The 23,279-nt window shown below is 67.7% G+C and carries 23 protein-coding genes; 14 read left to right on the top strand and 9 right to left on the bottom strand.

Translation table 11 applies throughout. The features are described 5' to 3' along the window. Positions 1-9: 9 nt before the first annotated feature. Both purC and JT720_RS07155 read right to left on the bottom strand, forming a co-directional pair. The gene (gene purC / locus JT720_RS07160; protein ID WP_205480453.1) at positions 10-786 is read right to left on the bottom strand and encodes a phosphoribosylaminoimidazolesuccinocarboxamide synthase; all 777 of its coding nucleotides are present in this window, start codon (positions 784-786) and stop codon (positions 10-12) included. A 133-nt stretch (positions 787-919) separates the two neighbouring features. Continuing rightward, positions 920-1,093 (bottom strand): hypothetical protein, encoded by a 174-nt coding sequence (locus tag JT720_RS07155; protein ID WP_205480452.1) that lies wholly within the window; start codon positions 1,091-1,093, stop codon positions 920-922. Positions 1,094-1,442: 349 nt separating this feature from the next. Between JT720_RS07155 and JT720_RS07150 the strand changes: the two genes are divergently transcribed. The 4 genes from JT720_RS07150 to JT720_RS07140 are packed head-to-tail and all read left to right on the top strand — an operon-like array spanning position 1,443 to position 5,403. Continuing rightward, on the top strand, positions 1,443-2,372 hold the full coding sequence (locus JT720_RS07150) for a LysR substrate-binding domain-containing protein (RefSeq protein ID WP_205480451.1): 930 nt from the start codon (positions 1,443-1,445) through the stop codon (positions 2,370-2,372). Next, on the top strand, positions 2,369-3,307 hold the full coding sequence (locus tag JT720_RS07145) for a phosphoenolpyruvate carboxykinase (ATP) (protein WP_205480450.1): 939 nt from the start codon (positions 2,369-2,371) through the stop codon (positions 3,305-3,307). The genes JT720_RS07150 and JT720_RS07145 overlap by 4 nt, the downstream gene beginning before the upstream one ends. Before the next feature lie 31 nt (positions 3,308-3,338). Further along, positions 3,339-3,467: a hypothetical protein gene (locus JT720_RS14035; protein ID WP_272873180.1), complete on the top strand. Its 129-nt coding sequence runs from the start codon at positions 3,339-3,341 to the stop codon at positions 3,465-3,467. 19 nt (positions 3,468-3,486) lie between these two features. Then, on the top strand, positions 3,487-5,403 hold the full coding sequence (locus tag JT720_RS07140; protein WP_205480449.1) for an asparagine synthetase B family protein: 1,917 nt from the start codon (positions 3,487-3,489) through the stop codon (positions 5,401-5,403). On the opposite strand, the gene JT720_RS07135 is transcribed toward JT720_RS07140, so the two are convergent. Continuing rightward, positions 5,400-5,678 (bottom strand): PqqD family peptide modification chaperone, encoded by a 279-nt coding sequence (locus JT720_RS07135; protein WP_205480447.1) that lies wholly within the window; start codon positions 5,676-5,678, stop codon positions 5,400-5,402. The genes JT720_RS07140 and JT720_RS07135 overlap by 4 nt on opposite strands. A gap of 83 nt (positions 5,679-5,761) precedes the next feature. Between JT720_RS07135 and JT720_RS07130 the strand changes: the two genes are divergently transcribed. From JT720_RS07130 to JT720_RS07095, 8 genes are read left to right on the top strand one after another with little or no spacing between them, the layout of a single operon-like run. Continuing rightward, positions 5,762-6,811, top strand: coding sequence for an EpsG family protein (locus tag JT720_RS07130; RefSeq protein WP_205480445.1), 1,050 nt, complete (start codon positions 5,762-5,764; stop codon positions 6,809-6,811). A 58-nt stretch (positions 6,812-6,869) separates the two neighbouring features. Continuing rightward, on the top strand, positions 6,870-7,751 hold the full coding sequence (gene rfbA / locus JT720_RS07125) for a glucose-1-phosphate thymidylyltransferase RfbA (RefSeq protein WP_205480443.1): 882 nt from the start codon (positions 6,870-6,872) through the stop codon (positions 7,749-7,751). Then, positions 7,744-8,295: a dTDP-4-dehydrorhamnose 3,5-epimerase gene (rfbC, locus tag JT720_RS07120; protein WP_336511964.1), complete on the top strand. Its 552-nt coding sequence runs from the start codon at positions 7,744-7,746 to the stop codon at positions 8,293-8,295. Before rfbA ends, rfbC begins: the two co-directional genes overlap by 8 nt. 4 nt (positions 8,296-8,299) lie before the next feature. Continuing rightward, a complete protein-coding gene (gene rfbB, locus JT720_RS07115) occupies positions 8,300-9,355 on the top strand; it encodes a dTDP-glucose 4,6-dehydratase (RefSeq protein WP_205480439.1) in 1,056 nt (351 codons plus the stop codon). Continuing rightward, a complete protein-coding gene (rfbD, locus tag JT720_RS07110; RefSeq protein ID WP_205480437.1) occupies positions 9,352-10,242 on the top strand; it encodes a dTDP-4-dehydrorhamnose reductase in 891 nt (296 codons plus the stop codon). The genes rfbB and rfbD overlap by 4 nt, the downstream gene beginning before the upstream one ends. Then, positions 10,239-11,081: a class I SAM-dependent methyltransferase gene (locus JT720_RS07105; protein ID WP_205480435.1), complete on the top strand. Its 843-nt coding sequence runs from the start codon at positions 10,239-10,241 to the stop codon at positions 11,079-11,081. Before rfbD ends, JT720_RS07105 begins: the two co-directional genes overlap by 4 nt. Continuing rightward, entirely contained in the window at positions 11,078-12,178 is a 1,101-nt protein-coding gene (locus JT720_RS07100) for a glycosyltransferase family 4 protein (protein ID WP_205480433.1), read from the top strand. Before JT720_RS07105 ends, JT720_RS07100 begins: the two co-directional genes overlap by 4 nt. Before the next feature lie 9 nt (positions 12,179-12,187). Continuing rightward, positions 12,188-13,084: an SDR family oxidoreductase gene (locus JT720_RS07095; RefSeq protein ID WP_205480431.1), complete on the top strand. Its 897-nt coding sequence runs from the start codon at positions 12,188-12,190 to the stop codon at positions 13,082-13,084. Here the strand turns inward: JT720_RS07095 and JT720_RS07090 are convergent. Next, positions 13,041-14,288, bottom strand: a complete 1,248-nt coding sequence (locus JT720_RS07090; protein ID WP_205480429.1) for a glycosyltransferase — start codon at positions 14,286-14,288, stop codon at positions 13,041-13,043. The two genes, JT720_RS07095 and JT720_RS07090, sit on opposite strands and share 44 nt — an antisense overlap. 62 nt (positions 14,289-14,350) lie before the next feature. On the opposite strand from JT720_RS07090, the gene JT720_RS07085 reads away from it, so the two are divergent. Next, complete coding sequence (locus tag JT720_RS07085) at positions 14,351-15,436, top strand: glycosyltransferase (protein ID WP_205480428.1); 1,086 nt, start codon at positions 14,351-14,353, stop codon at positions 15,434-15,436. Here JT720_RS07085 and JT720_RS07080 read toward each other — a convergent pair whose 3' ends face one another. The 4 genes from JT720_RS07080 to JT720_RS07065 are packed head-to-tail and all read right to left on the bottom strand — an operon-like array spanning position 15,437 to position 19,420. Next, complete coding sequence (locus JT720_RS07080; protein ID WP_205480427.1) at positions 15,437-16,414, bottom strand: glycosyltransferase; 978 nt, start codon at positions 16,412-16,414, stop codon at positions 15,437-15,439. Next, positions 16,411-17,904, bottom strand: coding sequence for an oligosaccharide flippase family protein (locus JT720_RS07075; RefSeq protein WP_205480426.1), 1,494 nt, complete (start codon positions 17,902-17,904; stop codon positions 16,411-16,413). The genes JT720_RS07080 and JT720_RS07075 overlap by 4 nt, the downstream gene beginning before the upstream one ends. Beyond that, a complete protein-coding gene (locus JT720_RS07070; RefSeq protein ID WP_205480425.1) occupies positions 17,901-19,001 on the bottom strand; it encodes a DegT/DnrJ/EryC1/StrS family aminotransferase in 1,101 nt (366 codons plus the stop codon). Before JT720_RS07070 ends, JT720_RS07075 begins: the two co-directional genes overlap by 4 nt. Continuing rightward, a complete protein-coding gene (locus tag JT720_RS07065) occupies positions 18,998-19,420 on the bottom strand; it encodes a sugar 3,4-ketoisomerase (RefSeq protein WP_205480424.1) in 423 nt (140 codons plus the stop codon). The genes JT720_RS07070 and JT720_RS07065 overlap by 4 nt, the downstream gene beginning before the upstream one ends. Positions 19,421-19,508: 88 nt before the next feature. On the opposite strand from JT720_RS07065, the gene asnB reads away from it, so the two are divergent. Continuing rightward, entirely contained in the window at positions 19,509-21,524 is a 2,016-nt protein-coding gene (asnB, locus tag JT720_RS07060) for an asparagine synthase (glutamine-hydrolyzing) (protein ID WP_237219844.1), read from the top strand. Here asnB and JT720_RS07055 read toward each other — a convergent pair. Next, entirely contained in the window at positions 21,521-23,278 is a 1,758-nt protein-coding gene (locus JT720_RS07055; protein ID WP_205480423.1) for an ABC transporter ATP-binding protein, read from the bottom strand. The genes asnB and JT720_RS07055 overlap by 4 nt on opposite strands. Position 23,279 lies beyond the last annotated feature (1 nt).

Here is a 23,279-nt window from a genome sequence, read left to right as displayed (position 1 = left end):
ACCGACCCGTTATTTGCCGCGCTTCTTGCGGTGGCTGTCAAAGTCCAGAACTGCGTTCTCCTCGCCTTCGAGCAGGCCGAGACGGCGCGCGACCTCCTGGTAGGCCTCGGCCTCGCCGCCGAGACTCTGGCGGAAGCGGTCCTTGTCTAGCTTTTCGCCAGACTTCATGTCCCACAGGCGGCAGCCGTCCGGACTGATCTCGTCCGCCAGGATGATCCGGCTGTAGTCGTTTTCCCAAACGCGGCCGAATTCCAGCTTGAAGTCGATCAGCCGGATTCCGATCGCGGCGAACAGGCCGCTCATGAAGTCGTTCACGCGAATCGCCATGTCGGCGATGTCGTTCATCTCTTCCTGGCTTGCCCAACCGAAGCAGGCGATGTGTTCGTCGGCGATCATCGGATCACCCAGCGCATCGTCCTTGTAGTAATATTCGATGATCGTCCGAGGCAGTTGCGTGCCTTCTTCGATGCCGAGCCGCTTGCTGAGGCTGCCGGCGGCCACGTTGCGGACCACCACCTCGATGGGAACGATCTCCACCTGACGAATGAGTTGCTCGCGCATGTTGAGACGGCGAATGAAATGCGTGGGGACGCCGATGCTCGCGAGCGAGGTGAAGATATGCTCGCTGATGCGGTTGTTGATGACGCCCTTGCCACTGATCGTGCCACGCTTCTGGGCGTTGAATGCTGTGGCGTCATCCTTGAAATACTGGATCAGCGTTCCCGGCTCCGGACCCTCGTAGAGGATCTTGGCCTTGCCCTCGTAGATCTGGCGGCGGCGAGCCATGGATGCGTGTTTCCTCGCGCTGAAAAGACGGCGCCCCGGCCACAAGGGTCGATGAGTCGACGCGAGGGCCGGGGCGATGCAGCGCCTATAAGCGAGGGATCACGCCTGTGCAATTGAGGCGGCTGAGCGGCCCTCACGCCACTCCGGCCTTCTTGCTGCGGCGGCGGTCGTGTTTCCAGGGGGCATCCCATTGCCGCTGGTGCAGGTACTCGAAAGCGAGTGCGACCGAGTGGACGAGGCGGTCCACGCCCGCGAACAGGTCGGCCCGGCCGGCCTGGAAGTCGCGATCGAAGAGTTCGTCACGCATGGCTTTTCTCCTGTTTACGTAGCCGCTTAAGCGGCTTTGTTGAGGTGGCGTTCGACAAGTGCGAGCCGCTCTTCGTTGCGAAGTCTTGTCCAGGCCGCTGCGTAAGCCGCGGAGGTGGACCGGTGGGGCCTGTCGACGACCCTCGAACCGGGCTCGTCGACAAGGTGCATGCGGGTGCTCAGGCCATAAGCCATGACAATGTTCTCCTTCCCTGTCGTAGGCGCCGGCGAGAGGCTTGGCTGAGGGGATGGAGCCACCGCCGGCGCTGATCTCGAATTAGTCGTTGCGCAGCCGTTTCGCCAATCGAAGGATGGACAACATCCATAAGCCAGGTTTATCAGGTGAGTTGATGAGGCGGCTTCCTCCCCTTGCTGCGATCCGAGTCTTCGAAGCGGCTGCGCGACATGAGAATTTCACCCTCGCCGCGGGCGAGCTCGGCATGACGCAGGCGGCAGTCTCCTACCAGGTCAAAGCGCTGGAAGACCGGGTTGGTGCGCCGCTGTTCGTCCGCGAGAAGGGAAGGGCGCGACTGACACCCTTGGGGCAGAGGCTGCTGCCGTCCCTGACGCAAGCCTTCGACACCATGGAGGCGGCGTTCGCGATCACTCGACAGGAAGACGAGGCCACGCTCACCGTCACGACAACCTACACCTTTGCCAATACCTGGCTCGTCTGGACCCTGGGTTCATTTCAGATGCAGCATTCCGACCTTGCTGTGCGGCTCGAGACCAGCAACGGCCTCGCCGACTTGCGCGGCGGCGACGCGGATCTGGCGATCCGGGCCGGTGACGGCCGGTGGGAAGGGCTCCACTGCGAGCTGCTGATGCGGTCCGACTTCACGCCCATGTGCAGCCCGGATTGTTTGAGGCAGCTGGAACGCGAGTATGGCCGCAACGTGCGTCCATCGGACCTCCCGGACCTCACCCTGATCGGGGCGCAGGACGAATGGTGGACGATCTGGTTCAAGGACGCCGGCGTCCCTTATGACAACTCCCGCCGGCGCGGCGGCATCCGCCTCGACAATCAGGCCAACGAAGGACATGCGGCCATGGCGGGCCAGGGTTTCGCCCTGTTGACGCCATTTCTCTGGCGCGGCGATCTGGCCAACGGGCGCCTGGTCCAGCCATTCGAGCAGACCTCCACGGCCGGCTACGCCTACTGGCTCGTGACCCCGCCCGAGCGCCTGAATGTTCCGAAGATCAAACGTTTTCGGGAGTGGCTGCTACGGGAGATGCGCTCGTCCGCTGGACCCCCAGCGCAGCAGCTCCGGCCATCTTGACCCACGCCTACTCTCTTTATGGCCTGAGCGTGCGGAGTGAACTCGCGCTGCCCGAACTGCATCGGCTGAGCGAGGGGGATTGGGTGGATAGGCCGGATGTAACCGTGCGGCTTGGCCGCAGCGACGTGCCCGCTGGCTCCTCCGAGGACATCTGCCTGCTGCCGAACGGCGCCGGATTCCGCGTTCCTGGTGTCGGAAGCTACTCCGTCGCGGGCGGGCGGGAGATCATCGTGGACCCAGCTGCCGGAGCGGTGGAGGCGAACGTCCGCCTTTATCTGCTCGGATCGGCGATGGGATTGCTGCTGCACCAGCGCGGAGTGCTGCCGCTCCATGCGAACGCGATCGACATCGACGGAACCGCCTTCGCCTTCATGGGGCCCCCTGGTGCGGGGAAGTCCACGCTGGCCGCTTACTTCAACCAGTACGGAGCGCGCGTCCTCGCCGACGATGTCTGTGCGGTGACGCTGGGATCTGACGGCTGGGCATGGATCGGCCCCGGACTGCCGCGCGTACGTTTGTGGAGGAACACCCTCGCTGCTCTCGAGCTGGAACCAGGTGACTATCCTCGATCCTACGCTGGGGACCCGGGATACGACAAATTCGACGTCCCGCTTCGCCCAGTCCAGCAGAAGGCCCGCCAGCTTGGGGGTGTCTTCATCCTGGTGAGTGGCGATGCTCCCGGGATCCGCTCACTTGGTGGAGCCGCAGCGATGAACGCCTTGGTGGAAAACATCTATCGGGGAAGTTGGGCAGCAGTGACCGGGAGTCTCGACCGGCATTGGCGCAGGTGTCTCGAAATCGCCTCGTCCACGCCGGTCTTCGAATTGGAAATCCAGCGGGACCTCGCGGCCCTCCCGGAGCTGGTTGCGCGCATGGCGACGTTTTGTCGCGGCCTCCTTGATGAGAGAATTGCGAAGGAAGGTGCTGGTCACTAAGCTCCCGATAGATCGAAGGGGCCGCGTGGGCATGACCAACAAGACCGAGAAGAAGACCTGGACCACGCCGACGCTCCGGCGCATGAAAGCGGGGGCTGCGGAGGCCGGGCCGGGCAACCCGAACGACGGGACTCCCGGGGCCAACAACAAGCGCTCCTGATTTGCCACCGCCCACCTGAATGACGCCCATCGCCGGCTACTGGCGGCGGTCCGGAGACGTCGAACCGGCCCGCGCCTGCGCGACGATCTTGCAGGCGCATCAACGGGTTGGGCAGGATGCGCCGCAGCTTGCGAGTGCGGCTGACGTCGCATTCGGCTGCCTTTCTGGTTCCGTCCCTTCACAGGATGCCCGGCGCCCGCAGGTTCTTCGGGCGTCCTTCGAAGGCCTGCTGGTGTTCGACGGCCGGATCGACAATCGTGACGAGGTCGTCGACCGCCTGGGACTGGATTTGCCCCTCGGCAGTACGCTTGGAGATTGCGGGTTGGTCGTCCGGGCCTGGCGGCGTTGGGGCATCAGCTGCCTCGATCACCTGCTTGGCGATTATGCGCTGGCAGCCTGGGAGGGTGATGTTCGGCGGCTTTGCCTTGCTCGCTCCCCCCTCTCAATGAGGAGCCTCTTCTTCTGCAGCGATGCGAGGGCAGTGGGGTTCGCCTCGTCGATTCGGGGGCTACTCGCGGCCAAGGGACCACGACAGCTGGACGATGAGGCTCTTGTCGCGATCCTCGCTGGCGGAACCTACGTGGGGACGGCTGGTAGCCTGTTCAAAGGCATCCGATCCGTGCCGCAGGGTCATGCCGTTCTGATCGGGGACAGCACTGAGGGCGTCGTCCCGCTATGGAGCCCGCCGACCGAACCTCGCCAGTTCAGATCCGTCCAGGAGTGTGCGGAGGCATTCAGGACCGAACTCGACCGCGCGGTCGGTGCTCAGCTTCGTCGGGAGCGCGGGGCGGTCGCGGCTCACCTGAGTGGGGGGCGGGATAGCGGGGTCGTTGCCGCGACGGCTGCTCGCCTGCTGCGTGAACAAGGGGAGGAGGTCCTCGCTTACACCGGAGCGCCGTCCGAGGGATTAGCAGAGCGCGCGCCGTCCGGGCTGCCGATCGACGAGAGCGAACTCGCCAGTGCGACGGCGACGCTTCATCCGAACCTCCGGCACAAGATCTGCAGATCGCAAGGCGACGATCCCCTGGCGTTGCTCGAGCGCCTGCAGGAGGCGCAGGTCGCGCCTTTGCTGACGCCATCGAACTTGCCCTGGTGGGCAGCGATCAATGCGCAGGCGGCGCGGGACGGCGTGACGGTGCTCCTGACGGGGCAGGTCGGGAACTTCTCGGTGAGCGCCGGCGGGCCGTCGGCGGTCCGTGACCTGGCGCACGAGCGAGAGTGGAGGGCGTTCGCGGCTGCGGGGGTACGGTTCGTGCGGGAGCGGGGCGTGCGGAATGCCGGAACCCGGCTGCTGGGGCCGCTGGTGCCTGGATGGCTCTACGATGGATTGCGTTCGTGGGTGAGGGGCGGAACGGAGATCGAGGTCAGCCTGCCGCTGCTGCGGGAGCCGTGGCGGGCGAGGGCGGAAGGGTTGCGTCGAGCAAGGATGGCGGATCACCGGCCGCCGGCCAATTACCGCGCTTTTCTGCGGGAAAGTCTGCTGCAGATCGACAATGCGGAGCGGATCAGCGGGGCGGTGTACGGACTGGACGTACGGGATCCGACTGCCGACCGGCGCTTGGTAGAATTGGTGTTAAGCTTTCCTGCTAAAGCGTTGTTCGGAGAGGAGGATCGTCCGGCCTTTTCGCTCGCGTTTTCGGATCGATTGCCTCAGGCCGTTATTCAAAATCGGGACCGCGCCTACCAGCAGGCGGACTGGTTTGAGCAGTTTCGTCCCGATCAGGTGCTCGGTGCCTTTCGGCGTTACTCCGCCAACCCGATCGTGGCGGAGCTCATCGACATGCAAGTTGTTGAAAAGATGGTAGAAGATTGGCCTCGCGGGACGGGGTGGATGACCGATCCCAAGCGGTTCGCGCGGGTGGAGGACGAGTATCGCAACAAGCTGCTGCCGACGCTGGCCGTGGCGGCATTCCTCGCGGCGGAGTTCCCGGGCTAAGCGGCGGGGCAGCGCTCGATCAGGCCCTCGGTTTGCATCTCGTTGAGTAACACAAACACGTCTTTTTCGCACCGCTTTTCGTCGACTTCGTAGCGATTCATGAGCTCAAAACACAGTTCCGCGCGCGTTTTCGGCTGTTCGAGCAGCGACCAGACTTCAGCGGTCACATTTTCCATTCCGTAGCAGAGCCCGCGCGCCACGCTGAGCGCGACAATGTCCTCGCCAAGCTCTCCAAACAGCACCTCGGGGTTCCGGCGGTATCGAACGTCGTCCATGGGGCTGGCGATACATGCCCGCCGCGGATTGGGCGAGAGGTGCTGGACGGGCGGGGGTGCCGAACCTATCCCGGCGGGCAAGCATGTTTCCCTATTGGCTCCTGTTCGGTTTCTTTGCCTCCGGAGCGCTGCTCGCGACGGGGCGGAGCGCGGTCGAGGCGGAGCGGACCAGCCGGCCGCTGCTGTTGCTCGGCGGGCTGCTGGTCGCGCTGATGATCGGATTGCGGTTCCAGGTCGGGGCGGACTGGGAATCCTACCGGCAGATGTTCGCCTGGACAGGCTATGTCCGGCTGGAGCGGGTGCTGAACTTCGGCGACCCTGGATACCAGCTGCTGAACTGGACGGTGCAGCAGGTCGGCGGTGGGCTGTGGCTGGTGAACCTGGTGGCGGCGGCGGTCTTCGCCTGGGGGCTGGTGCGCTTCGCCCAAGCCCAGTCGGACCCGTGGCTGGCCATGGTGGTGGCGGTGCCTTACCTGATCATCGTCGTGGGCATGGGCTACACCCGCCAAGCCATGGCGTTGGGCGTGCTGATGGCAGGGCTGGCGAGCGTGATCCGGGGTGGTTCGGTGCTGCGCTTCGCAGTTTATGCGCTGGTCGCCGCGGTCTTCCACCGGACGGCGATCGCGGTCCTGCCGCTGGTGATCTTCGCCGCCGAGCGCAACCGGCTGCTGAACCTGATCGCCGGCACGGCCTGCTTCATCCTGCTGTACGACCTGATGCTGGCGCCAGCCGTGGAGGGCTTCGTGCGCAACTACATCGAGGCGGAGTACAGCTCCCAGGGCGCGGCGATCCGCATCGCGATGAGCGTCATCCCCGCCGTGCTGTTCCTGCTGCGACCGTCGGCGTTCGGCTTCAGTCCGCGGGAGCGGAGGATGTGGCGGCTGTTTTCCTTTGCGGCGATCGCCTGCCTGGTGCTGCTGTTCGTCCTGCCGTCCTCGACCGCAGTGGACCGGCTGGCGCTCTACCTCCTACCCTTGCAGGTGGCCGTGTTTGCCCGGGCGACGAGCGTGTTCACGACGCAAGGCTTCGGCCGGGCTCTGGTGGTGCTCTATGCGCTGGCCGTGCAGTTCGTGTGGCTGAACTTCGCCACCCACGCACAATATTGGGTGCCCTATCGCCTTTACCCCTTGTGAGCAGGCCTGTGCCATGCTTGCGCAAGCGTGAAGCGGGCTGGAGCGGCGAGGTGGGGCGTTGAAAGGGATCATCCTGGCGGGTGGCAGCGGGAGCCGGTTGTTCCCGGCGACCCTGGCCGTGTCGAAGCAACTGCTGCCCGTCTTCGACAAGCCCATGATCTATTATCCGCTCGGCGTGCTGATGCTCGCCGGCATCCGCGACATCCTGATCATTTCGACCCCGACGGACCTGCCGCGGTTCCAGGCGCTGCTGGGAGACGGCAGCGATTATGGCGTGAGCCTGTCCTATGCCGAGCAGGCGCAGCCCAATGGCCTGGCCGAAGCCTTCCTGATCGGACGCGAGTTCATCGGGGGGCAGTCGGTCGCGCTGATCCTGGGCGACAACATCTTCTATGGCGCGGGCTTGCCTGAGCTGGTGCGTGACGCCGCCAGCCAACAGAGCGGAGCGACGGTGTTCGCTTACTCGGTGGAGGATCCGGAGCGCTATGGCGTGGTCGAGTTCGACAGCGCCACTGGCAGCGCGCAGTCCATCGAGGAGAAGCCCGCCGCACCCAAGTCCACCTGGGCTGTGACCGGGCTCTATTTCTACGATCGGGAGGTGGTGGAGATCGCGGCCCGACTGACGCCGTCAGCACGGGGCGAGCTGGAGATCACCGACATCAACCGCGCCTATCTGGAGCGGGGAACGCTGCAGGTGAAGCGGCTGGGGCGGGGTTATGCCTGGCTGGACACCGGCACGCACGAGAGCCTGCACGACGCGTCCTCCTTCGTCCGGACCATTGAGCGCCGGCAGGGGCTGAAGATCATGTGCCTGGAGGAGATCGGGCTCGAGCTCGGCTATCTGACGGCGGAGCAGGTCCATGCCCGGGCGGATCGGCTGGGCAAGACGGAATATGCCGATTACCTCCGCCGCCGCGCGCACGAGATCACCGGTGCTTGAGGTCCGCGACCTTGGCCTGGGCGTGCGGGAGATCCGGCCCCGGCGCTTTGCCGACGAACGCGGCTTCTTCTCGGAAGTCTGGAACGCGGAGACGTGGCGGGAAGCGGGGCTGGAGCTCCAGTTCGTGCAGGACAATCACTCACTGTCGCGCGCGAGGGGCGTGCTGCGGGGGCTGCACTTCCAGTCGCCGCCGTTCGCGCAGGAGAAGCTGGTTCGGGTGACGCGCGGATCGGTGTTCGACGTGGCCGTGGATATCCGGAGCGGATCGCCGACGTTCGGGCAGTGGGTGTCCGTCGTGCTGTCGGCGGAGGCGTGGAATCAGGTGCTGGTGCCCGCTGGCTTCGCGCATGGCTTCCTGACGCTCGAGCCCGACACCGAGGTGCAGTACAAGGTGACGGCTCCCTACAGTGCCGCGCATGACCGGGCGATCCGCTGGAACGATCCGGCGATCGGGATCGAGTGGCCGCTGGAAGAGGCGGAGCTGACGCTGTCGGCCAAGGACCAGGCGGCTCCACTCTTGGCCCAAGCCGATACGGGGTTCTGAGAAGGTGAAGCGCGTCCTGGTCACCGGTGGGGCCGGTTTCATCGGCAGCGCGGTCGTCCGCAGGCTGGTCGCTGCCGGCTATCGCGTCGTGAACGTGGACAAGCTGACCTATTCGGGCACGCTGACGTCGCTGCGGGATGTGGAGCAGGCTCCGAACTACCGCTTCGTGCAGGCCGACATCGCGGACGCGGATCGGATCGGGGCGCTGCTGGCGGAGGAGCGGATCGAGGGCATCATGCACCTCGCCGCCGAGAGCCACGTCGACCGTTCGATCGACGGGCCGGGCGTGTTCGTGGAGACGAACGTGGTCGGCACGTTCCGATTACTGAATGCCGCGCTGGCCTATTGGCGGGGGTTGGATAGGGGGGCGCGGGCGGCATTTCGCTTCCACCACATCTCCACCGACGAGGTATTCGGGGACCTGCCGTTCGACAGCGGCGTGTTCACGGAGGAGACCCCCTATGCGCCGTCGTCGCCTTATTCGGCTTCGAAGGCCGCGTCCGACCACTTCGTTCGGGCGTGGCACGAGACCTATGGGCTGCCGGTGGTGCTGTCGAACTGCTCGAACAATTACGGGCCTTACCATTTTCCCGAGAAGCTGATCCCGCTGACCATCCTGCATGCGCTCGAGGGCAAGCCGCTGCCGGTCTATGGACGCGGCGAGAATGTTCGGGACTGGCTGTTCGTGGACGATCACGCGGCGGCGCTGGAACTGGTGCTGACCCGGGGGCGAGTGGGCGAGAGCTACAATGTCGGGGGCCGGGCGGAGCGGACGAACCTGCAGGTGGTGGAGGCGATCTGCGACCTGCTGGACGAGCGCCGGCCGCTGAGTGGGAGCGGGTCTCGGCGGGAACTGATCACCTTCGTCGAGGATCGGCCGGGGCATGACCGGCGCTATGCGATCGATCCAGCGAAGGCGGAACGGGAGCTTGGCTGGAAGGCCGGCCGGACGTTCGAGCAGGGGCTGGCGGAGACGGTCGACTGGTATCTGGCGAACGACTGGTGGTGGCGGCCGCTACGCGAGCGTTATGCCGGGGGTCGGTTGGGAACCGCGAAGTGAGACTGCTGATCACCGGGCGAGAGGGCCAGCTGGCGCGGAGTTTGGTCGAACGCGCCGCGGAGGTGAGGGGGCTGGAGGTCCATGCGATTGGGCGGCCGGAGCTGGACCTGGAGCAGCCCGGGCGTGCGGCGGCGGTCATTCGAGAGATTCGGCCGGACCTAGTCGTGAACGCCGCCGCTTACACCGCGGTGGATCAGGCTGAGCAGGAGCCCGAGCGGGCGTTCCGGGTCAATGCTGACGGGGCTGGAGAGGTCGCGGCGGCTGCGCGGGAGGTCGGGGCTCGGGTCATCCAGATCTCCACCGACTATGTCTTTCCGGGTCTCGGAGAGTGGCCTTGGCGGCCGGACGACGCGACGGGTCCGCTCAACGTCTACGGCGCGTCGAAGCTTGCAGGCGAAGAGCAGGTGCGGGCGGCGAACCCGGAGCATCTGGTCCTGCGGACGTCGTGGGTGTTCGGCGGGCACGGGCGCAACTTTGTCTCGACCATGCTGCGGCTGGCAAGGGAGCGGGACGTGGTGCGGGTGGTGGACGACCAGCGGGGCTGTCCGACCCCTGCAGATGACCTTGCGGATGCGATCCTTGCGGTGGCGGAGCGCTGGCGGGCGGGGGGCAGCGAAGGGCTGGGGGAGACCATGCATGTCGCGGGCGCGGGGCCGTGCAGCTGGGCCGAGTTCGCGTCGGCGATCTTCGCTGTCAGCGCGGCGCAGGCTGGGCCGAGCGCCGAGGTCGTGCCGATCCCGTCCTCTGAGTTTCCGACACCGGCCAGGCGGCCGATGTTCAGCGTGCTGGACTGCGGCACGTTCGAGCGGGAGTTCAACTGGCCGATGCGGCGCTGGAGCGATGCGCTGCCGGAGGTGGTCGCGAGATTGCTGCGGGATCCCGCATGACGGGTGCGCGGAACATCGATGCGCGGACGGTCGAGGGCTTCGGGAGGGAGTGGAGTGCGTTCGACCAGCGTGCGCTGACCGGGGGCGAGTATGCCGAGCTGTTCGACCGCTATTTCCACCTGTTTCCGTGGGAGCGGCTGCCAGCCGACGCCGAGGGCTTCGACCTGGGCTGCGGATCGGGGCGGTGGGCGGACGGGGTCGCGCGGCGGGTGGGGCTGCTGCACTGTGTGGACCCCTCGGCAGAGGCGCTGGCGGTTGCGCGGGAGCGGCTCGGCGGGCGGGGGAATGTGCGGTTCCACGAGGCCGCTGCGGACACGATCCCGGTTTCGGACGGGAGTCAGGACTTCGGTTACTCGCTGGGGGTGCTGCACCATGTGCCGGACACGGGCCGGGCTTTGGCGGATTGCGTGCGCAAGCTGAAGCCCGACGCGCCGTTCCTGCTGTATCTGTACTATGCGCTCGACGGGCGACCGGGGTGGTTTCGAGGCTTGTGGAAGGCGAGCGACTGGCTGCGGAGGGGAGTGCATCGGCTGCCGTTTCCGCTGCGGAAGGCGGCGACGACGGCGCTCGCGGCGGGTGTGTACTGGCCGCTGGCGCGGGGCGCCCGGGCCGCCGAGCGGCTTGGACGGGATGTGTCGGGACTGCCGCTCAGTTCCTACCGGCACACGAGTTTCTACACGATGCGGACGGATGCGCTCGACCGGTTCGGAACGCGGCTGGAGCAACGGTTCAGCCGTGATCAGATCGCGGCGATGATGGCCGCGGCGGGGCTGACCGACATCCGCTTCAGTGAGCGGGAGCCTTACTGGGTCGCCCTGGGATATCGCGCGGCGCCATGAGCCGGCGCATCCTGGTGCTGTGCCCCTATCCCCTGAACACGGGTGCGGGGCAGCGGCTGAAGTTCGAGCAATATTACGGCGACTGGCGGGCGGTGGGGTACGAGGTGACTGTCTCGCCCTTCATGGACATGGCGCTGTGGGAGGTGGCGTATCGGCCGGGGCATCTGGCGGCGAAGGCGTGGGGGACGCTGAAGGGCTTTGCGCGACGAGTGCGGGACCTCACGCGGGTGGGGCGGTACGATCTCGTCTATGTGTTCATGTGGGTGACGCCGGTGGGCGGGTCGCTGTTCGAGCGGTGGACGCGGGCGCTGGCGAAGCGGCTGGTGTTCGACGTGGAGGACAACGTGGTCCTGGGCGAGCAGGAGCGCGGGGCGGCGGACCCGAACCCGCTGCTGCGCTGGCTGCGCGGGACTGGCAAGGCGCGGCTGCTGGTGGAGAGGGCGGACCATGTGGTGACGAGCTCGCCGGCGCTGAACGCCAAATGCCTGGCGCTGAACCGGGCGGGAGCGTGCGCCTACATTTCGTCATCGGTGGACACGGACCGGTTCGTGCCGGCGGTGGCGCGGAGCGAGGGACCGGTGACGATCGGGTGGACGGGGACGTTCAGCTCGCGCGGGTACCTCGACCTGTTGCGGCCGGTGTTCCAGGACTTGGCCCGGGAGCGGACTTTCCGGCTGCGGGTGATCGGGAACTTCGACTACGAGCTGCCGGGGGTGGACCTGGACGTGGTGCGCTGGACCGCGGAACGGGAGGTCGAGGACCTGCAGGCGCTGGACATAGGTGTCTATCCGCTGACGGACGACGATTGGGTGACCGGCAAGAGCGGGCTCAAGGCGATCCAGTATATGGCGTTCGGCATTCCGTGCGTGGCGACGGCGGTCGGGACCACGCCGGACATCATCCGGGATGGGGAGAATGGGCTGCTGGTGCGGAGCATCGATGAGTGGCTGCTGGCGCTGCGGCGGCTGATCGACGAGCCGGACCTGCGGCGGCGCCTGGGCGAGCAGGCGCGGGAGGACGCGGTTGCGCGCTACTCGCTTCACGCTATCGCCGGCGACTATCGGCGGGTGCTGGCCGACACGCTAGCGAAGGACTGACACAGAGCGATGCGGATCTACATGGCCGGCAGCGGCGGGATGCTGGGCGAGGCCTTTCACCAGGTGTTCGGGGAGCGGCACGAGCTGCGCTGCACGGACAAGGACGTGAACGCGGACTGGTTGAGCTTTCTCGATTTCCGGGATCGAGAGGCGTACCGGCGCGACGTTCTGGAGTTCCGGCCGGACATGCTGTTCCACCTCGGCGCGCACACGAGCCTGGAATATTGCGAGGAAAACCCGAACGACGCTTACGCGACCAACACGCTGGCGGTCGAGAATGCGGTGCACATCGCGAATGAGCTCGACATTCCACTGCTCTACATCAGCACGGCGGGCATCTTCGACGGGGCGCAGGACACGTACGACGATTGGGACCAGCCCAATCCGCTCGGCCACTATGCGCGCAGCAAATATATGGGCGAGCTGTTCGTGACGCAGAACTGCCGGCAGCACCTGGTTTGCCGCGCGGGCTGGATGATGGGCGGGGGGCCGGCGAAGGACAAGAAGTTCGTCCAGAAATTGATGGCGCAGCTGAAGGCCGGCGCGACCGATCTGAAGGTGGTCGACGACAAGCTGGGCACGCCGACCTACACGATCGACTTTGCCCGGAACGTCGAGTTGCTGCTGCAGGAACGGTTGTGGGGCGTGTACAACCTCGTCTGTGCGGGGATCACCAGCCGGCTGGATGTAGCGCGGCACCTGGTTGAGGCGGTGGGGCTGGCAGACAAGGTCACGATCACGCCGGTTGGATCGGAGTATTTTGCGCAGGAGTTCTACGCGCCCCGGCCGGCGTCGGAACGGCTGATCCCGAAGAAGCTGCAGCTGCGGGGACTGTACCGGATGCGGGACTGGCGGGAGTGCCTCAGCGAATATCTAGCGGAGCGATACGCCGGTTACCTAGACTGACGCGGCGGTAAATGGCGTCGTAGCGGCGCACGCCTTCGTCGAGGTCGAACCAGCGGCGGGTGGTGTCCGCAGCCTGCACTGGGTCGGGGCGGAGGCCCTCCAGCCGCTCCAAGGCATTGGCGTACGTGGCGGGATCGAAGCGGTCGATGGTGACGCCGGCGCCGCTTTCACGAAGGATGGCCTCAACATCGCCAATGCCGCCGTTGGTGAGCACCGGCAGGTCCATGGCGAGCAGTTCGCCCAGCTTCACGGGTGAGCTTGCGACCTTGGATGGCGCCGGCTTGATGAAGAACAGGCCATAGTCGGCGGCGGCGAGAAGGCCCCTGACTTCGTTCCGGGTGGCTGACCGGATCACGAGGCTGCCGGGCTGAAGGCCACGCCGGCTTGCTTCGGCATGGATGAGGTCGGGCGAGTCCGGCGTCACCCACAGCATGGTCGCGCCGGGGGAGCGGGCGCGCTGGACCGCGAAGGCATCCAGCATCTCGCCCAGCATGTACCAGGTGCCCATGGAGCCGAGATAGACCGGGACCCGCACTTCCTGTGGAATGCCGAGACTGGCCCGGGCGGCGCTTCGTTCCTGAGCCGTGGGAGGCGTGAACAGGGCGAGGTCGGCGCAGCAGGGAATGACGTCGACGGCGATCCCGGGAGCCTCGGAAGCGATGGGCGCCTCCGCGGCATGGGTAAGGCTGACGACCGCGTCCGCATCGCGCATGAAGGCGCGCTCCTGCCGTTTGAAGTAGGCGTGGACCGCCCGGTACAGCGGGTTGCGGAGGTTCCACAGTCCGCCGTCCACTCGCTCGTCTGCCCAGAAGCCGCGCATGTCGAACAGGAACGGCAGGCCGTGACGGCGCTTCAGCCGAAGGCCGGCGAGCGCGGGAAGATCGCTTCGGCAGTGCACGAGGTCGAAGGGGCGCTCGGCGTGCAGGTGTTCCGCGACCGCGTTCATGCGGGCGATGTCGAGCCAGGTCGAAAGGATCGGGGGGTGCTTGGTGTAGGTTTGCGGGTTCCAGTGGAGGCCGGCTTCGGCGCAGATCGCGCGGACGTGGTCCATGGCGCTGCGGCGGTGCGGCTTTTCGAAGCTGACGACCGTGATGTCGTGGCCCATCGCGGAGAGCTCGACCAGATATGGCAGGACCTGCGACCGGCCGAGCGGGTCGGTCATGCCGTCGTAGGACAGGTACAGGACCCTGCTGCCGTTTGCCATGCCTCGCGCGTTCACCCGCCTGCCCTAGACGGGTCGGGAGCAGCGATGCAAAGCCCGGCGTGATGGAAAAACGCAGAGTGGCGCTGTTCCTGCCGAACTTGGCGGGAGGCGGGGCGGAGCGGGTGGCGCTTGGCATCGCGGGGGCGCTGGTGGAGCGGGGCTGCGCCGTGGACCTGCTGCTCGTGCGGCGCGAAGGGGAGCTGCTGCCGCTGGTGCCCGAGGGAGCTCGGGTGGTGGAACTGGGGGGCGGTCGGATCTGGCGGTCGCTGCTGCCGCTGGTCCGATACCTGAGGAGGGAGCGGCTGGCCGCGCTGCACGCCTTCATGTGGCCGCTGACGGTGATTGCCGTGGTGGCGCAGCGGCTAGCGCGGGTGCCCGCGCGGGTGGTGGTCAGTGACCATACGACCTTGTCCGAGCATGCGAGTGGGCGTCGGGAGCGGGCCGCCATGCGGGTCAGCATCGGGCGGGTGTATCCGCTGGCGGACGCGCGGGTTGCCGTATCGGTTGGGGCGGCGGACGACCTTGCGATGTTGTCGGGGATTGACCGGCAAAGCATTGAGGTGGTGCCCAATCCGGTCGATGTGTCGCTCGCTCAGAGGACCTCGGCTGAGGTGGAGGCTTTGTGGGGTGTTCCTGCGGGCGAGCGCATCCTCACCGTGGGTTCGCTGAAGGAGACCAAGGACCATCGGGCCCTGATCCGCGCCTTTGCCAAGCTGCCAAGGCCCGAAGCGCGGCTGATGATCGTGGGGGATGGAGCGCTTCGGAGCGAGCTGGAGGACGTGAGCCGCGAGCTTGGGATCGAGGCGCGCGTGGTCTGGGCGGGGTTCCGTCTCGATCCCTGGCCCTTCTACGCGTCGGCCGACCTATTTGTGCTCGCCTCGCGGCTGGAAGGGCAGCCTCTGGTCTTGCTGGAAGCCATGGGCAGCGGATTGCCGGTTGTCAGTACCGACTGCGCGCATGGTCCCTGGGAGATGCTGGAGGGCGGGCGGTACGGTGCGCTGGTGCCGGTCGGGGATGCGGAGGCGCTGGCGAGGGCCATGGACGCCGCTCTGGGTGCGCCGGTGGACCCAGAACTTCTTCGGAATCGCGCGGAAGAACTTGCCGGGGCACGGAGCATGGAGCGGCACCTGCAGCTTCTTCTCGGGTGATCAGGGCTGCTTGAAGATGGCAAGAAGACGCGGGCCGAACAGCCGGGGAAGTGCCCAGCGCCACTGATCTCTGCCCTGCAGCCGGAGGCTCGCAGCGGCACGCCCTGCAAACGAAAGGTCCAGCCAGCGCGCGCGATAGTCGAGATATTCGATCTCCCTCTTGATGCGGTCGAGGCGGACCTTGGCAGGATGCCCGTACGCCGTTTCGATCCCCTCCTGCTGGCGGACCATGCGTTCGAACGCGCGCAGCGCGTCGCGCGTCATGGCTGCCGACCTGGCGCTCGTCTGCTCGAAGGCCTCAACGCCGAGGAGGTCCTCGCCCGCTGACGTCATGGCGCCGCCGTGGATGCGGTAGGCGATCAGCGGGTCGTCGATGCGGGCCGCGGTGCCGCTGCGCCAGCCGAGGACGAGGCTGAGGAAATAATCTTCGGCGAAGATCGGCTCTTCGGGCAGGCGGATGGCGTCGAGCAGCCGGCGGTCGTAGGCGGCAGTGGCCCCGGCGATCTGGCGGGCGCGATGGGGGGTGAAGAAGGGGGCGGGGTCGTAGTCCTCGCGTGCGAGGACTGCCTCTTCGCTAAGCTTGCGCCCGCTGTCGTCGATCCGGTGGAAGGCGGAGAAGACGGCCTGCGCTCCGGTCCGCTGCCATTCGGCGACCAGGCGGCTGACGCGCTGCGGGTAGGAGATGTCGTCGCCGGCGCCGATGACGATCAGCTCCCCGCTGCTCCTGGCCGTGGCGTCGAGGACGTGGGCGAGCGTGCCTTTGCCGCCTCCCGTGCGGTTGAGGATCAGGCGGTGGGGGCCTGCATAATCGGCGGCGAGCCGTTCCATGACGGCGTAGGTGCCGTCGGGGGAGCCGTCGTCGCTGAGGACGATCTCCAGATTGGGATAATCCTGGGCGAGCGCGGCGCGGGCGGCGGCCTCGACATAGGCTTCCTGGCGGAAGGCGATCAGCACGAAGGAGACGCGGGGCAGGGTCACTCGGTGCTCGCACTCGGGCGACGGAGGTCTTCGATGAAGCGCGTCAGCGGGGCGGGGAGCGCGTGGTGAAGGCGGCGGTAGGCGTGCGCCGCGCTGGCGAGGGCAAGCAAGGCTCCGACCAGCAGCGCGATCACAGGGCTGATCCATGTGGCGGCCATGACCAGCATCAGGGCGGGGGTGAGCCATAGCAGCGGCTGGAGGGCGCGGAGGTGCGTCGAGGAGCCAAGGGTCCGGTGCGCGGCCAAGGCGACCGCGGGCAGGTATACGGCGTACATCAGGAAGAAGGCGATGCCGCTCGCCTGCAGGCCGAGGCGCGGGAGGAGGGCGACGGTGGCGCCGACGAACACGGCTTGGGCGAGGGCCTCGAGGGCGATGTGCGCTCGGCTGCGGCTGGCGGCGAGAAGGACGAAGCCGAGCGGCCAGGCGGCGACCTTGAGGAGGTCGCCGAGGATCTGCCAGCGCAGGGTGGCGGCGGCTTCGCGGAACTCGGCGGCGTAGAGGAGCTGGAGAGCGAGCGGGGCGGCGGCCATCATGGCGAGGAGGATGGGGGCGCCGAGCAGGAGCGCGACTTCGGCCTGCTCCGCGACGAGGCGGCTCGCGGCGGGGCGGTCGGCTATGCGGGCGGACAGGCGGGGGTAGAAGTCGGTGCCCATCGCCTGGAGCACGAGCCCGAGGTAGGTCATCGAGATGGTCCAGGCGGCATGGAAGTGCCCGAGCGCGGGCAGGCCGAGCTGGTCGCCGACCATGGCTCGGACGGCGAGCTGGCTGCCGGTGGTGAGCAGGCCACCGATCATGATCGCGGCGCCGAGCGGGACCATCTGGCGCCAGTGGTGTGCCACGGGGGTTCGCTGGGCGGCGGGGGCGGCGGGGGCGGCGGGCAGGCGGCGGAGGAAGTGCCAGCCGAGGAGGGCTCCGGCGAGGGGGACCGAGAGGACGAAGATGGGAATGCCCTGCTCTCCGAGGATGAAGAGGGCGGCAACCCCGGCGACCGTGGCGGCGGCTCCGGAAAGGATGTTGATATGGGCGACGTCGCCAATGCGGCGCAGACCGGTGATGATGCCGAGCTGGAGTGAGGCGATGAGGGCGAGCGCGGTCCCGGCTGCGATCCATGGCATGGCTGACGACCAGCCCGCGTCGGGAAGGAGCAGGCGGGCGAGCGGCTCGCGGAAGGCGAGGAGCAGGAGGATCGTGGCGGCGCTGAGCCAGAGGCCGGCCCAGAACAGGGCGCGGCGGATGTCCGCCTGGCGCTCGAGTCCTTCCGCCGCGAGCTGTCGGGTGGCGGCTCCACCAAGGCCGAGCGCGGCGAATGTGGAGCCCGTGGCGATCAGGTTCTGGAGCAGTCCGATGAGGCCGACGCCGGCCGGGCCGAGGATCAGGGCGGCGGCCTTCATGCGGAAGAGGCTGAGCGCCACGTTCACCAGGGACGCGCCGCCGACAATGGTTGAGGAGCGCAGGATGTCGCGGTGGGAGCTTGGCGCGGAAGGGTTCACTGGAGTGCGTGTCGGAGGGCGGTGACGACCTGGCCGGCCTGGTCGAGGGAGAGGTGGGGTCCGAGCGGCAGGCTGAGGACGGAAGCGGCGAGGTGTTCGGCGACAGGCAGGCTGCCTGGGTGCAGGCCCATGTGGGCGTAGGCGCCCTGGAGATGCGGCGGGATAGGGTAGTGGATCAGGGTTTCGACGCCGCCGGAACGAAGGGCGGCCTGGAGTGCGTCGCGGCGGTCGGACTGAACCACGAACAGGTGCCAGGCGGGGTCGGCCCAGTCGGGGACGAACGGCATCGTGAGGGAAAGGTCGGCGAGCTGGTCGAGGTAGAAGGCGGCAATGGCGGCGCGGCGGGCGTTCCAGGCGTCGAGGTGGCGGAGCTTGACGCGGAGCACGGCGGCCTGGAGCGGGTCTAGGCGGGAGTTCACGCCCGCGACGTCGTTCACGTACTTGGTGCGGGAGCCGTAGTTGCCGAGGAGGCGGACACGTTCCGCGACCTCCGGATAGTTTGTGGTCACCGCGCCGGCGTCCCCGAGCGCGCCGAGGTTCTTGCCGGGGTAGAAGCTCCAGCAGACGGCGTGGCCGTGGGCGCCGATGTGCTTGCCGCGATAGCGGGCGCCGTGGGCTTGGGCGGCATCCTCGATCACCTTCAGGCCGTGACGCTCCGCGAGGGCGAGGATGGGCGCGAAGTCGGCGGGCTGGCCGTACAGGTGGGTGGGGAGAATGGCGCGGGTGCGGGGGGTGATGGCGGCCTCGATCCGGGCGGGGTCGAGATTGTGGGTGCGGGGATCGGGTTCGATCGGGACCGGCGTGGCGCCGGCCATGGTGACGGCGAGCCAGGTGGCGATGAAGGTGTTGCTGGCGACGATCACCTCGTTGCCCGGGCCGATATCGACGGCGCGGAGGGCGAGATGGAGGGCGTCGAGGCCGTTGCCGACGCCGACGGCATGTTGCGCGTGGACGTAAGCGGCGAACTCGCGCTCGAAGGCGGTGACCTCCTCCCCGCCGATGTAGCGGCCGGATGAGAGCACCCGGGCGATGGCGGCGTCGATGTCTGACCGGAGCTCCGCCGTGGCGGCGCCCAGGTCGAGGAACGGGATGGTCACGCCGCCGCCCGGACCTCTCGAAGGAAGGCCTGGTAGTCGCGGACATAATCGCTTTCGTCATAGGGCGTGTCGGCCATGACGAGCAGCACGCAGTCGGGCGAGAAGTCGTGCATCTCCCGCCAGAGCATCGGGCCGAGCAGCAGGCCCTGGTCGGGGCGGTCGAGCGGCAAGGCGGTACGGCGCGAACCATCGTCCACCAGCATGGTGCAGGAGCCGCTGACCGCGACGGCGAGCTGGTTCAGTTTGCGGTGCGCGTGGAAGCCGCGACTGACCCCGGCCTTAGTGCCGAAGACGTAATAGACGCGGGCGACGGCGAACGGCAGGTTACGGTCGCCCTCGAGCGCGATGAGGCTCCCGCGATCGTCGCCCCTGATCGCCAGGTCGACAAGCGCGCAGCCGGCCGGAAGTGTATAGGTCATCGTCGTTCCACCCCGCCAAGGGTCATAGCCGCGGGGGATACGTCGCGGATAGCGGCCGGGCGACGAGAGCCCACGATTTTCTTCGCGCATGAGCAATGGTGCAACGCTATGGCCGACGCCTGAAGGCGGGACGGGTGGCGGAAGCATGTGCGGCATAGCGGGGGTGGTCGGACAGCGGGCGGACGAAGGCACGCTGCGCGCGATGGCCGATGCGTTGCGGCATCGCGGACCCGACGATCAAGGCTTCTGGATCGAGGAGCAGAGCCGGGTGGGCCTCGCGCACCGGAGGCTGGCGATCGTGGACCTGAGTGCCTGCGGTCACCAGCCGATGCACTCCGCCGACGGCCGGTGGGTGCTGAGCTACAATGGCGAGATCTACAATCATGCGGAGCTGCGGCGACGGCTGGAGGCGCAGGGTCAGGCGCCGGAGGGTGGCTGGCGCGGCCGTTCGGATACGGAGACGCTGCTGCAGGCGATTGCCTGCTGGGGACTGGAAGCCGCGCTGGCGGAGGCGGTCGGCATGTTCGCCTTCGCGCTGTGGGACCGGAGGGAGCGGCGGCTGCACCTTGTGCGGGACCGCTTCGGGGAGAAGCCGCTCTACTACGGTTGGGCGGGGCGAGACCTGGTGTTCGCGTCCGAGCTGAAGGCGCTTCGAGCGCATCCGGACTTCCGGGGCGAGATCGACCGGGTGGCGCTGGGCCACTTTGCGGCCCGCACGTACATCCCGGCCCCGCGCTCCATCTATCCGGGAATCTTCAAGCTGCTGCCCGGATGCATCCTGACGATCGATCCGGCGGTGGCGATGCCGTTGAGCGCTCCGCCGGAGGTTGGGGGAGCCTACAGGGGCGTGTCGCTGCGGCGCTACTGGTCTTATCGCGAGGTGGTCGAGCGGGGCGGGCGCGATCCGATCGGCGACGAGCGGGAGGCGATGGAAGCGGCAGAGGCCGCCCTGAGCGCGGCGGTGGCGGGGCAGTCGATGGCCGACGTGCCGGTGGGCGCCTTCCTGTCGGGCGGGATCGACAGTTCGACGGTCGTGGCGCTGTACCAGCGGCAGGCGTCCTCACCGGCGCGGACCTTCTCGATCGGCTTCGAGGAGGAGGGGTATAACGAGGCCGACCATGCGCGCGCGGTGGCGCAGCACCTCGGGACCGTTCATCACGAGCATGTCGTCACGGTGCGCGAGGCGCAGGACGTCATTCCGCTGCTGCCGTCGATGTACGACGAGCCTTTCGCCGACAGTTCGCAGATCCCGACCTTCCTGGTCAGCCGCTTCGCCCGGGGGGAGGTGACGGTGGCGCTGACAGGGGACGGCGGGGACGAACTGTTCGCGGGCTACAATCGCCATGTCATGGCTCCAGCGCTGTGGGAGAAGCTCTCCCGAGTACCGACGCCACTGCGGACAGTGGCTGGCCGGGCATTGGGGCGGGTGTCCAGCCGCTTCTGGTCGGAGGCGCTTCGAATGCTGCCGGGGCACCAGCCGCCGCATGCGGGGGCGCGGCTGCAGAAGGGCTTGAGGGTCGCGGCCGAAGCACGCTCGGCGGGCGACGTGTTTGCAAGCTTCCTCGATGAATGGAGTACGGAGCGCTCGCCGGTGATCGGAGGGGAGGGCGCGCCCGTGCCCGACCTGGCCGTGGATGCGGGCGAGGTCGAGCGCATGTGCTTCGCCGATGCGGTCGGCTATCTGCCGGACGATATCCTGTGCAAGGTCGACCGTGCGTCGATGGCGGTGAGCCTGGAGACGCGGGTGCCCTTCCTCGATCACCGGGTGGCGGAGGTCGCGGCGCGTGTGCCGGCGTCGATGAAGGTCCGGGATGGTCGCGGCAAGCACATCCTCCGCGAGATCCTCTACCGCCACGTGCCTAGGGAGCTGATCGACCGACCGAAGAGCGGGTTCGCCGTGCCGGTTGGGCAGTGGATCAAGGGTCCGCTGCGGGACTGGGCGGAGGATCTGCTTGATGCATCGAGGCTATCGGAGGAAGGCCACTTCGATGCCGCAGCGATCCGTCGGCGCTGGACGCAGCACTTGTCCGGGCAGAGCGAGTCGACGCCGGCGTTGTGGGCGGTGCTGATGTTCCAGGCGTGGCTGCGGGAGCAGCGCGGCTAAGGCAGGGCGCGCCGTTCCGGATCACCGGTGCTTTGGACCGAGACGATCCGGCCTGCCTCGAGCCGGACGATCAGGTCGCAGGCGGCGAGCGTGCTGGAGCGGTGCGCGATCAGCAGCAGGGTGCCGCCCTTAGCCACGTAGCCGTCGAGCGCGCCCAGGATCGCGGCCTCGGTTTCCGGATCGAGCGCGCTGGTGGCTTCGTCGAGCACGAGAAAGGGCGCCTGCTTGTAGAGGGCGCGGGCGAGGCCCAGGCGCTGGCGCTGGCCGCCGGAGAGCTGGACACCGCGTTCGCCGACCTGCGTCTCATAGCCTTCCGGCAAGGACTGGATGAAGTCGTCGAGAGCGGCTTCCCGCGCCGCGGCGCGGACGCGCTCCGTGTCGAGCTGGTCCGGCCGTCCGAGCGCGATGTTGCTGGCGATGCTCGCGTCGCTGAGGAAGATGGTTTGGGAGACATGGGCGATGTTGTTTTGCCAAGCGCGCACGTTGCGGTCGGTCAGCGGAATGCCGTCGACCAGGATGCTGCCTTCGTCGGGCGCGATCAGGCCCATGACGAGGTCGGCGAGCGTGCTCTTTCCGCTGCCGGTCCGCCCGGCGAGCGCGAACTTGGCGCCCCGGGGAATGGTCATGTCGATGCCGCGCAGCACCTGCACCGGGCGGGTCGGGTAGCTGTAGGCGACCTGCCGGATTTCGATCCGGTCGTGGAAGGGGAGGCGTTTGGCCGGCTCCGCCTGGGCGGGTGGAAGCGGCAGGGCGAGTTGCTGTGCGACCTGGCCCACGATCTGGCTGTTGCCGCTGAGGTTCGTGTAGGTCTGGTAGATCTGCTGGATGAGCGGGAGCAGCCGGTGTGCGCCGAGGGCCAGGGCGCCCAGGACCGGCAGGGCGGCGGCGATGCCTCCCGCACGGCCCGCGAGCAGCAGGGCAAGGCCGGCGATGGCGATCATGCCGACCGCCTCGATGAGGAAGCGCGGGGTCTGGGCGATGACGCTCAAACGCGCACGCGCCTTGTTCAAGCGCAGGTCGACGGTGCGGAAGGCGTCGTGGTAGCGATCCTGGCTGCCGTCGATGATGATGTCGCGAATGCCGCCGAGGCTCTCCTGGACGAGGCGGACGCGCTCGACGTGGGCCTTGCCGATGATCCGCGCGGCGCGCCGGATGCGGCTGCGGGTCAGCATGGAGATGCCGAAGTAGAGCGTGCCGACGCCGGCCGCGGCGCTGAAGGCGGTCAGCGGATCGACGGCGATCAGGGCGGCGACGATGAACAGGGCGATGAGGGTAGCGGACAGGCCCTGGAGCAACGGCAGGATGACGGTGAACAGCAACTGCTGGACCTGATCGAGGGTCGAGATGGTGACGCTGGAGCGGTGGCGCACGTGCCACGAATAGGGCTGCAGCAGGGTCCTGCGGTGGATCTCGGCCGCGAGATGGTGGCCGAACCGCATGGCGAAACGCTGCGTCCCCCAGGCGAGCAGGATGCGCAGGGCGGCGGCGACCAGGGTCGCGGCCATGAAGGCGAGCGTGAGCGCGAGGAGTTGGTCGCCGCGGCTGGTTGCGCCGAGCAGGGACAGCGTCTCCCCAAGCACGGGAAAGCGGGTGACGGCGTCCGCGTCGGCAAGCAGGGCCAGGAACGGGACGACGGCGCCAATGGTCAGGAGTTCCGAGACGCCACCGACGAGCATCAGGGCGAGCAGCAGCAGGATGCGACGCCGCTGACGCGGGGTCAGCATCTGGAGCAGCGTGCGGAGGCCTTGGTCCATG

Source organism: Sphingomonas arenae, assembly GCF_016924655.1.
Lineage (GTDB): Bacteria > Pseudomonadota > Alphaproteobacteria > Sphingomonadales > Sphingomonadaceae > Sphingomicrobium > Sphingomicrobium arenae.
Note: the sequence above shows the minus strand (reverse complement) of the source record. Positions and strands in the feature narration are given on the sequence as shown.

Coding starts and splice junctions, on each gene's coding strand:
- JT720_RS07140 (WP_205480449.1), top strand. CDS start 3,487: ATGACGCCCATCGCCGGCTACTGGCGGCGGTCCGGAGACGTCGAACCG.
- JT720_RS07130 (WP_205480445.1), top strand. CDS start 5,762: ATGTTTCCCTATTGGCTCCTGTTCGGTTTCTTTGCCTCCGGAGCGCTG.
- JT720_RS07150 (WP_205480451.1), top strand. CDS start 1,443: ATGAGGCGGCTTCCTCCCCTTGCTGCGATCCGAGTCTTCGAAGCGGCT.
- asnB (WP_237219844.1), top strand. CDS start 19,509: ATGAGCAATGGTGCAACGCTATGGCCGACGCCTGAAGGCGGGACGGGT.
- JT720_RS07100 (WP_205480433.1), top strand. CDS start 11,078: ATGAGCCGGCGCATCCTGGTGCTGTGCCCCTATCCCCTGAACACGGGT.
- JT720_RS07135 (WP_205480447.1), bottom strand. CDS start 5,678: ATGGACGACGTTCGATACCGCCGGAACCCCGAGGTGCTGTTTGGAGAG.
- JT720_RS07090 (WP_205480429.1), bottom strand. CDS start 14,288: ATGGCAAACGGCAGCAGGGTCCTGTACCTGTCCTACGACGGCATGACC.
- JT720_RS14035 (WP_272873180.1), top strand. CDS start 3,339: ATGACCAACAAGACCGAGAAGAAGACCTGGACCACGCCGACGCTCCGG.
- JT720_RS07095 (WP_205480431.1), top strand. CDS start 12,188: ATGCGGATCTACATGGCCGGCAGCGGCGGGATGCTGGGCGAGGCCTTT.
- JT720_RS07105 (WP_205480435.1), top strand. CDS start 10,239: ATGACGGGTGCGCGGAACATCGATGCGCGGACGGTCGAGGGCTTCGGG.
- JT720_RS07065 (WP_205480424.1), bottom strand. CDS start 19,420: ATGACCTATACACTTCCGGCCGGCTGCGCGCTTGTCGACCTGGCGATC.
- JT720_RS07085 (WP_205480428.1), top strand. CDS start 14,351: ATGGAAAAACGCAGAGTGGCGCTGTTCCTGCCGAACTTGGCGGGAGGC.
- JT720_RS07155 (WP_205480452.1), bottom strand. CDS start 1,093: ATGCGTGACGAACTCTTCGATCGCGACTTCCAGGCCGGCCGGGCCGAC.
- purC (WP_205480453.1), bottom strand. CDS start 786: ATGGCTCGCCGCCGCCAGATCTACGAGGGCAAGGCCAAGATCCTCTAC.
- JT720_RS07055 (WP_205480423.1), bottom strand. CDS start 23,278: ATGGACCAAGGCCTCCGCACGCTGCTCCAGATGCTGACCCCGCGTCAG.